General features: G+C 62.9%; 9 protein-coding genes and 2 pseudogenes. 4 read left to right on the top strand and 7 right to left on the bottom strand.

What is annotated here, in order from left to right; genetic code table 11:
• Positions 1–20: 20 nt before the first annotated feature.
• Together NKG60_RS32245 and NKG60_RS13380 are read left to right on the top strand one after the other, a co-directional pair.
• Positions 21–161 (top strand): annotated as a pseudogene (locus tag NKG60_RS32245) (glycoside hydrolase family 25 protein); the annotation flags it as partial.
• A gap of 87 nt (positions 162–248) precedes the next feature.
• A pseudogene (locus NKG60_RS13380) lies at positions 249–1,040 on the top strand (glycoside hydrolase family 25 protein); the annotation flags it as partial.
• Between the two features lie 281 nt (positions 1,041–1,321).
• On the opposite strand, the gene NKG60_RS13375 reads toward NKG60_RS13380, so the two are convergent.
• Complete coding sequence (locus NKG60_RS13375; RefSeq protein ID WP_352974991.1) at positions 1,322–1,546, bottom strand: hypothetical protein; 225 nt, start codon at positions 1,544–1,546, stop codon at positions 1,322–1,324.
• A gap of 236 nt (positions 1,547–1,782) precedes the next feature.
• Here NKG60_RS13375 and NKG60_RS13370 point away from each other — a divergent pair, with 236 nt between their 5' ends.
• Positions 1,783–2,793: an MBL fold metallo-hydrolase gene (locus tag NKG60_RS13370; RefSeq protein WP_352865843.1), complete on the top strand. Its 1,011-nt coding sequence runs from the start codon at positions 1,783–1,785 to the stop codon at positions 2,791–2,793.
• A gap of 180 nt (positions 2,794–2,973) precedes the next feature.
• Here NKG60_RS13370 and NKG60_RS13365 read toward each other — a convergent pair whose 3' ends face one another.
• The 5 genes from NKG60_RS13365 to NKG60_RS13345 form a co-directional block, all read right to left on the bottom strand.
• Positions 2,974–6,738 carry a vitamin B12-dependent ribonucleotide reductase gene (locus tag NKG60_RS13365; RefSeq protein WP_352865846.1) on the bottom strand — a complete coding sequence of 1,255 codons (3,765 nt, stop codon included), beginning with the start codon at positions 6,736–6,738 and terminating at the stop codon, positions 2,974–2,976.
• A gap of 624 nt (positions 6,739–7,362) precedes the next feature.
• The gene (locus NKG60_RS13360) at positions 7,363–7,851 is read right to left on the bottom strand and encodes an NUDIX hydrolase (RefSeq protein ID WP_352865849.1); all 489 of its coding nucleotides are present in this window, start codon (positions 7,849–7,851) and stop codon (positions 7,363–7,365) included.
• 220 nt (positions 7,852–8,071) lie between these two features.
• The gene (gene gpt / locus NKG60_RS13355; protein ID WP_023674762.1) at positions 8,072–8,572 is read right to left on the bottom strand and encodes a xanthine phosphoribosyltransferase; all 501 of its coding nucleotides are present in this window, start codon (positions 8,570–8,572) and stop codon (positions 8,072–8,074) included.
• A 214-nt stretch (positions 8,573–8,786) separates the two neighbouring features.
• On the bottom strand, positions 8,787–9,620 hold the full coding sequence (locus tag NKG60_RS13350) for a universal stress protein (RefSeq protein WP_352865852.1): 834 nt from the start codon (positions 9,618–9,620) through the stop codon (positions 8,787–8,789).
• A gap of 77 nt (positions 9,621–9,697) precedes the next feature.
• On the bottom strand, positions 9,698–10,447 hold the full coding sequence (locus tag NKG60_RS13345) for a competence/damage-inducible protein A (protein WP_352865855.1): 750 nt from the start codon (positions 10,445–10,447) through the stop codon (positions 9,698–9,700).
• 149 nt (positions 10,448–10,596) lie between these two features.
• Between NKG60_RS13345 and NKG60_RS13340 the strand changes: the two genes are divergently transcribed.
• The gene (locus tag NKG60_RS13340; RefSeq protein WP_352865858.1) at positions 10,597–11,583 is read left to right on the top strand and encodes an alpha/beta fold hydrolase; all 987 of its coding nucleotides are present in this window, start codon (positions 10,597–10,599) and stop codon (positions 11,581–11,583) included.
• Positions 11,584–11,621: 38 nt separating this feature from the next.
• On the opposite strand, the gene NKG60_RS13335 is transcribed toward NKG60_RS13340, so the two are convergent.
• Positions 11,622–12,515: a carbohydrate ABC transporter permease gene (locus NKG60_RS13335; RefSeq protein WP_352865860.1), complete on the bottom strand. Its 894-nt coding sequence runs from the start codon at positions 12,513–12,515 to the stop codon at positions 11,622–11,624.
• Position 12,516 lies beyond the last annotated feature (1 nt).

The raw sequence follows: 12,516 nt of genomic DNA, 5'->3' as shown, positions 1-12,516 counted from the left end.
TGTTTTGCGTACAGGTCCAGATGCGGATATCAGGCGTCGTCATCTTTTCGATCGCAGCGCTGTGCCTTGCCGGCTGCACGTCGACCTCCGGCGTCGATGCGCTGCAAGTGCCGTCCAGCGAGACCACCAGCTCGGTTGTGCGGCCGCCAGCGCCGATTGCATCGCCGGCGATTGCCGACGCCGCGCCAGCCTTCGCCGACCAGGAGCAGGACGAACAGCCGGTCGCGATGGACGTACCCGACCAGGGCGTCGAACCGCCGGCCGAGGTGATCGCGCTGGTGTCGCCGCCGAAGCGGCTGACACGCGCAGCACCGGCGATGCTTGCCGAGCCGGTCACGCGCTATGGTTTTCGCGACGCCAAGCCGATCAATTTCGGCAAGTCCTCCTCGCCAAGGCGCCTTGCCGTCCATGGCGTCGACGTTTCGCGCTGGCAGGGCAATGTGAACTGGCAAAAGCTGCGCGCCCAGGGCGCCAACTTCGCCTACATCAAGGCGACCGACGGCGGCGATCATCTCGACCCGATGTTTGCCAGGAACTGGCGCAATGCCGACGCCGCCGGCCTTAAGCGCGGCGCCTATCATTTCTTCTACTGGTGCCGCACCGCCGGCGAGCAGGCCGACTGGTTCATCCGCAATGTGCCGCGGGTCGAGGGCGCGCTGCCGCCGGTGATCGACGTCGAGTGGAACGGCGAATCCAGCTGCAAGCGCCGCCCCTCGCGGCAAAAGGTGCTGGAAAAAATGCAGGTGTTCATGGACAAGCTCGAGCGCCACTACGGCCAGCGCCCGATCATCTACACCGCGCCCGACTTCTACCGCGACAACCTGCGCGGCGCCTTCCCGGATTATCCATTCTGGCTGCGCGCGGTGGCCGCGCATCCGTCAAAGGTCTATCCCGACCGCAAATGGCTGTTCTGGCAATATTCCGGTTCCGGCCTGTCGCACGGGGTGAGGGGCCGCATCGACCTCAACGTCTTCCACGGCGACGAGAAGAGCTGGCGCGACTGGGTCGGTGGCCGGCAGATGGTGGCCGAGGCGGAGTAGCACATCGGTCGAGTGCTTGGTTTCCACCGTCGGCGTCCGCCGCGTGGGGCACGGCATGGATCCTAGGGTCTCCGCAACGTCGCTTCGCTCCTGCTCCGCCCTAGGATGACGAAAGGGACGTTCCCGCTACTACCGGCCTTGGCGATTGGCCTTCGGCCTCCGTGTCTTCGTCATCCTAGGGCGGAGCGAACGCGAAGCGGAACGCAGACCCTGGGATCCAGGCCGTGCCGTCGAAGCGAAACGCGCGGTGATAGCTACCAGCCCTGGTTCGGCTGACGGCTCTACGCCTCTACATATTCCGCCAGGCTGACACCTTTGGGCACATGCAGTCCATCCGCACGCAAGCCTTCGATATGAAAGCGTCCGGAATGCTCGAGGATGCTGTTCAGTGTTCCTGGCGCAACCTCTTCGGTTGGAAATGTCATTATGGCCAGCGGCCGATCATCTACACCGACGTAGTTGAACGGCAGCTCCTCCTGAGATCTTTCCTGCTCTAAAGAGCACATCGTCGCGGATATCGAGGACGGCTTCGAGTCAACGCTGAGCGCGGGGCGCGGTTCGGTGGGCGAGAGCGTCTACTCCCTCATGCCAGCGTCTTCACCACCAAATCCTCGCTGGGGTCCACTGAGAGCACAGGCTGACCCATCCTCAGGTGTAGCTCGATAGCCGACACGCTTCCCCATAGGGTCCCCGACGTGGCTCGTGACCGACACGTCTCGATCACGCAAAACAGGAGCGCATCATGTCGCAGGTAGAAACAAAAACCCGCACGACTGGTCAGCAGGAGACAAACATGAGCTTGGACAACATTTCACACCCCTCGATCCAGCACTGCGCCGACAGCCTGAACGCCAAGCACAGCAACGGTAGACCGGAGCCCGAATTGGTTCCGTCGCGCTACGCGCTGCAGGTCGGCGACATCGACGTGCTGGTGGTCAGCGATGGAGTGCTGCCGATACCAGCCCCGGTTATGGCATACAACGTCGACCCGGCCCTCCGGGCGGCCTGGCTGGACGACATGTTCCTGCCGCCGGACGTGCTCGAGTGGCCGCTGAACGTGGTCGTCGTACGCAGCGGCGACCGGACCATACTGGTGGACGCCGGGCTGGGGATGGACCCGGACTTGCACTTGCCGAGGGCCGGGCGGTTGGTCTCGCGACTGGAGGCCGCCGGCATCGATCTCGCATCAGTCACCGACGTGGTGCTTACCCACATGCACATGGACCATATCGGCGGGCTACTCATCGACGGGGTGAAGGACCGGCTGCGTCCGGATCTGCGGATTCACGTGGCGGCCGCCGAGCTCAAGTTCTGGGAGTCGCCCGATTTCTCCCACGTCTCCATGCCAACGGGGTTCCCGGATGCGCTGCGGCGGGCGGCCAAGCGGTTCGTGAACGACTACCACAGCCAGTTGCGGCCGTTTGAGACGGAGCACGAGGTGGCGCCGGGGGTGGTCGTCACGCTCACCGGCGGCCACACCCCTGGGCACAGCGTGGTCCGCCTGGCGTCCGGCGGCGATCGGCTGACCTTCGCCGGCGACGCCGTGTTCCAGGTCGGGTTCGACCAACCCGACTGGCACAACGGCTTCGAACACGACCCCGAGGAGGCGGCCCGCGTCCGGATCAATCTTTTGCGGGAGCTGGCGGCGACCCGCGAGCCGCTGGTGGCCACTCACCTGCCGTTCCCGTCTATCTGCCATGTGGCGGTGGACGGCGATGTCTTTCGTTGCGTGCCGGCTGTCTGGGACTACTGACCCGCTTATTGGGTTAGGGCCGAGCACAGCGTTTGAACGACCGCACGAGCAACGTCGCGAGCTTTGAGTAGCTAGGCATCGGGCGTGCCTGATCGGGTGGTGGCAATTTGCTTGCTTTGGCCGTTAGAGGTGGGTTGCCGTCAACCCACCTCCAAGCGATCAACTTGCCTATCAGCTGTCTCAGCTACACCCGCTCGTAGCCCCACAAGTATCGCACTTCTCGCAAGTCCCGTTCCGCACCATCGTGAAATTGTGGCATTCCGAGCATTCGTTGCCGGTGTAGCCCTGCATCAACGATTGCTGGCGCCGGTTGGCGGCAAGGGCTTTTGCTTCGGCTGCTTCTTTGGCGGCCTCGTCGGTGAACAGCTCCGTCGGGTCGGACGCTTCCGCGTAGACGATGTCCTCGACCAGTTCCCTGGCGCGCTCCTCGTAGTCGCGCTTGTAGGCGATGGCCTCGTCGCTGGCCGGCTTTAGCGTCAGCACGTTGGAGCCGGAGAAGGCGGTCGGGGCGGTACGGGCTGGAGTTCCGGAGCCCGAACCGGCAAAGCCTTTCGGCTCGGCGCCCATGCCCGACACCAGCTTGACCGGCGAGGCACCGCGGGTCAGGCCCTTGGAGAAGGGCGTCGCCTTGCCTTCGTTGATGCCGCGCCCGAGTGCGGTCTTGTCGAAGTCCGACTGGTCGACATGGGCGAGGTCGTGGCGGCCGAGATAGGAGACGGCCAGTTCGCGGAACACATAGTCGAGGATCGATGTGGCGTTCTTGATGGCGTCGTTGCCCTGCACCATGCCGGCCGGCTCGAATTTGGTGAAGGTGAAGGCTTCGACGAATTCCTCGAGCGGCACGCCATATTGCAGGCCGAGCGAGATGGCGATGGCGAAGTTGTTCATCATCGCCCGGAAGGCGGCACCTTCCTTGTGCATGTCGATGAAGATCTCGCCGATACGGCCGTCATCGAATTCGCCGGTCCTGAGATAGACCTTGTGGCCGCCGACGACCGCCTTCTGGGTATAGCCCTTGCGGCGGTTCGGCAGTTTCTCGCGGTCGCGGTAGAGGCGTTCGACGACGCGCTCGACGATCTTTTCGGTCACCTGTACGGCGCGCTGTGCCGCCGGCGCCGCGATCAGCTGCTCGACCGCTTCGTCCTCGTCGTCCTCGCTATCGGCGAGCAGCGAGGCATTGAGCGGCTGGGAGAGCTTCGAGCCGTCGCGATAGAGCGCGTTGGCCTTCAGCGCCAGCTTCCACGACAGCATGTAGGCGCCCTTGGCGTCTTCCACCGTCGCGTCGTTCGGCATGTTGATGGTCTTGGAAATGGCGCCGGAGATGAAGGGCTGTGCCGCCGCCATCATCATGATGTGGCTGTTGATCGACAGCGAACGCTTGCCGATCTTGCCGCACGGGCTGGCGCAGTCGAACACCGGCAGGTGTTCGACCTTCAGGAACGGCGCGCCTTCCAGCGTCATCGCCCCGCAGACATGGATGTTGGCGGCCTCTATGTCCTTCTTCGAGAAGCCCAGCGCCGGCAGCATCTCGAACGAGAAATCATTGAGCTGCTCGTCGGTGAAGCCGAACGTCTCCTTCACCCAGTCGGCGCCCAGCGTCCACTGGTTGAAGACGAACTTGATATCGAACGCCGATTTCAACGCCGCATTGAGCGCGGCGATCTTTTCGTCGGTAAAGCCTTTTGCCTTGAGCGAGCCGGGGTTGATGCCCGGCGCCTGGTTGAGATTGCCATGGCCGACCGCATAGGCCTCGATCTCGGCGATCTGGCTCTCGGAATAGCCAAGCGTGCGCAGCGCTTCGGGCACCGCACGGTTGATGATCTTGAAATAGCCGCCGCCCGCGAGCTTCTTGAATTTTACCAGCGCGAAGTCGGGCTCGATGCCGGTGGTGTCGCAATCCATGACCAGGCCGATCGTGCCGGTCGGCGCGATCACTGTTGCCTGCGCATTGCGGTAGCCATGCTCCTCGCCGAGCTCGATGGCGCGGTCCCAGGCGGCCTTGGCATGGTCGGCAAGTTCCTGCTGCTTGAGATCCGAGGCGACCAGCGGCACCGGGTTGACGGCGAGCTTCTCGTAGCCATCCCTTTCGCCATAGGCAGCGCGGCGATGGTTGCGCATGACACGCAGCATGTTCTGCGCATTGCGGTCGTAGTCGGGGAAGGCGCCGAGCTCGGCGGCCATTTCAGCCGAGGTGGCATAGGCGGTGCCGGTCATGATCGCGGTGAGGGCGGCGCAGATGGCGCGGCCCTCGTCGGAATCATAGGGAATGCCCGAGGTCATCAGCAGGCCGCCGATATTGGCGTAGCCGAGGCCGAGCGTGCGGTACTCGTAGGAAAGCTTGGCGATCTCCTTCGACGGGAACTGCGCCATCATGACGGAGATTTCCAGCACCATGGTCCACAGCCGTACCGTGTGCTCGTAGGCTGATATGTCGATCGTGCCGTCCGCGTTGCGGTAGGGCAGGAGGTTGATCGACGCGAGATTGCAGGCGGTGTCGTCGAGGAACATGTATTCCGAGCACGGGTTGGACGCCCGGATCGCACCGGCCGAGGCGCAGGTGTGCCAGTCGTTCATCGTCGTGTTGAAATGCAGGCCTGGATCGGCCGATGCCCACGCGGCATAGCCGATCTTTTCCCAGAGATCGCGTGCCTTCAGCGTCTTCAGCACCTTGCCGTCCTTGCGGGCGGTGAGATGCCAGTCGCCGTCCTGCTCGACGGCGCGCAGGAAATCGTCCTTCAGCGACACCGAATTGTTGGAGTTCTGGCCCGAAACGGTGAGATAGGCGTCGGAATCCCAGTCGGTGTCGTAGGTCTTGAACGACATCGAGGTATAGCCCTGCTTGGCGAACTGGATGACGCGGTAGATATAGTTCTCCGGCACCGCGTCCTTCTTGGCCGCCTTGATCTCGCGCTTCAGCGCGGTGTTGACCGCCGGATCGAAGCAATCGTCGCCATTGCCTTCGCAGTTGATGCAGGCCTTCATGATCGCTTCGAGGTGCTTCTTGACGATCTTCGAGCCGGTTACCAGCGAGGCGACCTTCTGCTCCTCATTGACCTTCCAGTCGATGAATTCCTCGATATCGGGATGGTCGGCGTCGACGATGACCATTTTCGCCGCGCGACGCGTCGTGCCGCCCGATTTGATGGCGCCCGCCGCGCGGTCGCCGATCTTGAGGAAGCTCATCAGCCCCGACGAGCGGCCGCCGCCCGACAGCTTTTCGCCTTCGCCGCGCAGGAACGAGAAGTTGGAGCCCGTGCCGGAGCCGTATTTGAACAGGCGCGCCTCACGCACCCACAGGTCCATGATGCCGCCTTCATTGACGAGGTCGTCCTGCACGCCCTGGATGAAGCAGGCATGCGGCTGCGGATGCTCGTAGGAGGACTTCGACTTGGTCAGCTTGCCGGTGAACGGGTCGACATAGAAATGGCCCTGGCTCGGACCGTCGATGCCATAGGCCCAGTGCAGGCCGGTGTTGAACCATTGCGGCGAATTCGGCGCGACGCGCTGGGTGGCCAGCATATAGGCGAGCTCGTCGCGGAAGGCGCGCGCGTCTTCCTCCGACTTGAAGTAGCCGCCCTTCCAGCCCCAATAGGTCCAGGTGCCGGCAAGCCGGTCGAAGACCTGGCGGGCGTCGGTCTCGGAACCGTAGCGCTCGGCTTCCGGCAGCTTTGCCAGTTCAGCTTCGTCGGCGACCGAGCGCCACAGGAAGGAGGGGACTTGCGTCTCCTCGACCTTCTTCAGCCGTGCCGGGACGCCCGCCTTGCGGAAATATTTCTGCGCCAGGATATCGGCGGCAACCTGGGAGAACTGCGCCGGCACGTCGATGTTGTCCAAGCGGAACACCACCGACCCATCCGGATTCTTGATCTCCGAAAGCGCCTTGCGGAATTCGATCTCCGCATAGGCAGATTGTCCCTGCTTGGTGAAACGACGCTCGATGCGCATTGGTCCGGTCCCTTTTGTCTACATATAGCGCTTTTCCCAGAGGATTTCTGCCCTCTTGACGAAACGCGCATGTCCGCCGTCTGCCGGCGCTCGAAAACCGCCGGCTCTCATCGTCACAGTCTCCGCCGCCCTGCCGGTCGAACCTCTTGCGAGGCCGCTGTCCAACGCGCTCACGGACCCTGTGGGTCCCTCAAAACTGAAAACTTTTTGTAACACCCTCGGTCGAGGGAACTTCACATTATCTAGCGTCGAACCTACCTGCAAACACTAAATATAGTATTAACAGACAATTTATTCAAGTCCGACAATCCTCCCTTTCGCCCCAAAAGAGCTTCAAAATTCCACGCCTTCGCCGGCCTCGTGAACAGGCGGGAATGCGGTTCAAAACGCACATATTCCGGGAAAAAGACCGGCCTCGAAACTTTTCCGGTCGCACTCTCAACAGGAGCGCATGGCCTATAAAAGGCGACTCGTTTTGCGGCGTCAAGGATTCGTTTGCGTAGCTTTTATGACCCCAACATCTTGTGTGTCACATATGTGGATAACGGGGATAGAAACGGAGCGCAGCGAGGGAGGTTCGCCTCCGCATAGCGGCACCTGATCGCGGCTATGCGCGGCTCGGGCTCAGGAGAACCGGCGTGGATCGGCGCAGAAATGGGCGATGATCTGGCAAAGGTCCGGTTCATGCACCATGCCCACAGCCTCGGCGGCGCTGACCCACTTGCGGGTGCGTGCCCGCTTTTCCTTCCATCGGTCGGCGACCTTGTCGACCTGCAGCGGGAACACCAGCACCTCGCACGGCACTTCCTCGCCGGAATCCAGCACCTTGGCATAGAAATAGCGGCCGGCCTCGTGATGCGAGATCGTGCCGCGCAGCCCGGCCTCTTCGCCGGCTTCGCGCGCCGCCGCCTCGCAAAGCGGCTCCTTTGCTTCCGGCCAGCCCTTGGGAAGCACCCAGCGGCCGGTGTCGCGGCTGGTGATCAGCATGATTTCGACGCCGTCGCCGCTATCGCGCCAGGGCAGGGCGGCAACCTGCAGGCGGGACGGCACCGTGCCGAAGAGTCGCCGGACCCTTTCGGCCAGATGGTTATGCGTCGTTGGCCTTGTCAACATCGGAGAAGCTTGCCCCAGCTTCCAGAATCGTTTGCCGTCTTACGAATCTTACGGCTAATCATGAGCAATAAAAGTAAAAAATCTTTCATGGACCAACGAAATTGCGCCAATTTACGTCGGTCTCGCCCAAATGGCGCGGCCGCGCGAGCATCACGCAGGCATTTGTCGGTCGCGGATGGTGCCTTGGGCGACCGGCTGCAATGAGCGGCGTTGCCGCGAATCAGCCGGCGTGGTCGTCGGCGATCGGCTTTTGGTAGGTGAAGCCCATGTCCCAAGGGAAATAGATCCAGGTGTCCTGGCTGACCTCGGTAACGAAAGTGTCGACCATCGGTCTGCCTTTTGGCTTGGCATAGACGGTGGCGAAATGCGCCTTGGGCATCATCGCGCGCACGATGCCCGCCGTCTTGCCGGTGTCGGTGAGGTCGTCGATGATCAGCACGCCGGCGCCGTCATCGGCGAGCAGCGCCGGCGTGACCTCCTTCAGCACCTGCAATTGCCCCTGGCTGGTATAATCATGGTAGGAGGCGACGCAGACCGTCTCGATGATGCGGATGCCAAGCTCGCGCGAAATGATGGCGGCCGGAACCAGGCCGCCGCGCGTGATGCAGACGATCGCCTTCCATTGCCCCTTGTTGGCGCCGGCAAGCCGCCAGGCGAGCGCGCGCGCGTCGCGGTGGAACTGGTCCCAGGAGACCGGGAAGGCTTTTTCGGGCAGGGACATCTTTCGCGCACTCCGCAAAGCGCGCATCGCGCGCAGACACTATGGAATGCGCGCGGAATTAACTGGAAAGGCTTGGCCTTGGCAAGGGGAGTGGCAAAGCTATCCCTGTGAACCTAAAGCCTGTTCCATCCCGACATGATCGGGATGGGGCTCTATTCTTTTTTCTTGAGCATGATCTTTCCGAAAACCGGATTCCACTTTTCGGGATCATGCTCTACCGCGACAGGAAAGCCGCCACCGGGGCGGTGCGCAGCACCGTCCGCGTCACCCCGCCGAACAGCAGCTGGCGCAGCCAGGAATGGCTGTAGGCGCCGAGCACGAGCAGGTCCGCACCCGACTCGGCGACCCTGGTCTGGATGATGTCGTCGACCGAGGCGCCGCCTGACCTCAGCACCGAGACGCTGACGGTCGCGCCGTGCCTGGACAGCGAGGCGGCGATCTCTGCGCCGGCCGTTTCCGGCGCCTCGTCGAGCGTATCCGGCGGATCGATGACGACGATGTCCGTCTTCTCGGCCTCGATGATGAAGGGCAGGGCGTCGAAGGCCGCGCGCGCGGCTTCCTTGCTGCCGTTCCAGGCGAGCAGCACATGCTTGAAGCTGGTGACGAGGGGACCCAAATGCGGCACCACCAGCACCGGCCGGCCGGCATCGTAGACCAGCGTGTCGACGTCGGCGCTCGGATCGCTGCCCGATTCGCGCTGGGCGGCGATGATCAGGTCCGCGGTGCGAACGGTCGAGATGCCGGTCAGCGCACTGTCGCCGGAAAAACTCTCGAGGCTGCGCCACTCGAACGACAGGCCGGAATTCTCGATGCGCTTGTAAAAGGCGGCCTGCAACTTCTCGGCGCGCTCCCGGTTCATGTCGGCGGAAACCTGCAGGAACTCGGTGTCCGGAAAGCCGGTGGCCGAGGTGTAGGGCACGGGCAGCGCCTCGGCATGAATGCCGATTAGATGGCTCTGGAATCGGCTGGCCAGCGGGATCGCGCAGTCGAGGACGCGCTCGGCATCCTGTTCATTCTGCAATATGGCAACGATGGTCTTGAAGCGCATGGCAATCCCTCAGTTTTACGGCGATCCCACTCGTGACAAACGTCACTGCGCGATGCTGGTTCCGTCAGGCCGGCCGATCAACCCACTCTGCTTGCCCTGATCAAGCTCGCCACCATAGCCTCTACGTCGGCGCGTGCCGAGTCCAGCGCCGGCTGGCTGCGGGCCCGCACCACCAGTTCCGTCCAGAATTTGCCGTCGCCATATTTCGGGTAGGAGCCGATGATCGTGTCCGGATGCGCCTTCTGGATGTCGCCCAGCGGCCCGCCGATCAGGCCTTCGCCGAACGGGCATTCCACGGTTGCCGACAGCATTTTGGTGCCGGCCCGCAATGTCGGCACGACATTGTCGAGCATCGCCTGGAAAATCGCCGGCACGCCGGCCATGACATGGACGTTGCCGATGCGAAAGCCCGGCGCAACCGACACCGGATTGTCGATGTGGTCTGCCCCGCGCGGCATCCGCGCCATGCGCTTGCGCGCTTCGGTGTATTCGATGCCGCGGGCTGCATAGCTTGCTTCCAGCAGGGCGTAGGCCCTGGCGTCGTATTCGCATGGCACGCCAAAGGCCTTGGCAACCGAATCGGCGGTGATGTCGTCATGCGTCGGGCCGATGCCGCCGGTGGTGAAGACATAAGTATAGCGGGTGCGCAGCGCATTCACCGCAGCGACGATCTCGTCTTCCTCGTCCGCAACGATGCGCACTTCCTTCAGGTCGATGCCGATCGCGGTCATGATGTCGGCGAGGTGGCCGATGTTCTTGTCCTTGGTGCGGCCGGACAGAATCTCGTCGCCGATGACGAGCATGGCGGCGGTGACGATTTCGGTCATGACTAGCTCCGGCAAACGGGTCGCCTGAGATAGCGCGGCGGACGGCCGGCGGCAATGCCGCCAAACGACGGATCCACCTGTGCCACCTCCCTTGCAGTGGACCCTTCGGCGGGTGATGCTGCGTGCCGGTTTGGAGCCATGAGCAAGACATGCCGGTCTCGATTCTTCTATGGCTGCCCGGCGCGCTGCTTCTGCTGGCGCTCGTCGTGGCAGCCTATCCGATACTGGCGACGCGGCGGATCGCGGCGAAGGCCGAAAGGCTGGTGCCGGCCAGCGGGAAATTCATCGAGGTCGACGGCAATCGCATCCATTATGTCGAGACGGGCGAGGGGCGGCCGATCGTCTTCCTACACGGGCTTGGCGCGCAGCTTCATCAATTCGGCCACACGCTGTTCGGACGGTTCGGCCCGAATTATCGGCTGATCGCGCTCGACCGTCCGGGTTCCGGCTATTCGGTGCGGGCCAGCGGCGCCAGCGGACGGCTGCCCGAGCAGGCCGAGATCGTGCGGCGCTTTATCGAGGCGCTTGGGCTGGAAAAGCCTCTGGTCGTCGGCCATTCGCTGGGTGGCGCCATCGCGCTGACGCTGGCTGTCGAGTGTCCAGAGGCGATTTCCGGTATCGCCTTGCTGGCACCGCTGACCCATCTGGAGCCGGAGGTGCGCGAGAAGTTCGGCCCGCTATACGTCAGGTCGCCGCTGCGGCGGCGGATCATGGCGCATACGGTGGCGATCCCGGCGGCTCTCAAATATGCCGAAGCGACGCTTGCCTTCATTTTCGCGCCGCAGACCGCGCCGGCCGACTATATGGTCGAGGGCGGCGGCTGGTGCGGGCTGAGGCCAAGCCATTTCTATGCAACCTCGACCGACGTCGCGGCCATCGAGCACGACCTTGGCCGCATCGAACAACGCTATGGTGAGATCGCCATGCCAGCCGGCATTCTGTTTGGTGCTTCCGACATCGTCCTGGGGATCGATATCCATGGCTGGCCGCTGATGGAAAAGATCAGCGGGCTCGATTTCGAGCCGGTCGAGGGGCTTGGCCACATGCCACAATTCGTCGAGCCGGAACGGGTCGTCGCTTTCATCGAACGCATTGCCGACCGCGCATTTGCGCCGAAGTCCGACACTAGCAGCTGACACCCTCCGGGAAGCTCACGCATTCCTGACCATGCCGCCTATTCCTTCACGGCTCCGGTCATCGAGGAAACATAGTGCTCGACAAAGAACGAATAGAGCACCACGACCGGCAATGAACCGATCAGCGCTCCCGCCATCAGCGCCCCCCATTCATAGACATCCGAGCGCACCAGCTCGGTGAGCACGCCGACCGGCACGGTCTTGTTTTCGGACGACTGGATGAAGGTCAAGGCGTAGATGAACTCGTTCCATGACAGGGTGAATGCGAAGATGCCGGCGGAAATCAGCCCCGGCACCGACAGCGGCAGCACGATCTTGGTGAGGATCTGCCAGCGGCTCGCGCCGTCGATCAGCGCGCATTCTTCCAACTCGAACGGGATCGAGCGGAAGTAACCCATCAGCAGCCATGTGCAGAACGGGATCAGGAAGGTCGGATAGGTGAGGATGAGCGCGAACGGCGTGTCGTAAAGCCCAAGGTTGAACACCATCACCGACAGCGGAATGAACAGGATCGAGGGCGGTACGAGATAGGCGAGGAACACCGCGAGGCCGACCTGCCGCGCCCCGGAGAACCGCAAGCGTTCGATCGCATAGGCGGCGAACACCGCAGCCAGCAGCGAGAGCACAGTGGCAGCGGTCGAGATGATGATCGTGTTGAGCAGCCAGCCTGGATAGGATGTCTCGAAAAGAAGATAGTGGATATGCTCGAGCGTCGGATGCACCACCCAGAACGGATTGAAATTGGCGTAGTCGGTCATCTCGAGGTTGGGCTTAACCGCTGTGATCGTCATCCAGTAGAACGGAAACAACAGCACGATGACGAATATCAGCAGCGGCAGGTAGACCGTCACCACGCGGCGCGGCAAACTCTGCAGGTAGCCCATACCGCCTTCGTCGAGTTCCGGGCGTTTGCTCGTTTCGATCGCGGTCATG

The sequence above is a fragment of the Mesorhizobium sp. M1428 genome, assembly GCF_040317515.1.
GTDB lineage: Bacteria > Pseudomonadota > Alphaproteobacteria > Rhizobiales > Rhizobiaceae > Mesorhizobium.
Note: the sequence above shows the minus strand (reverse complement) of the source record. Positions and strands in the feature narration are given on the sequence as shown.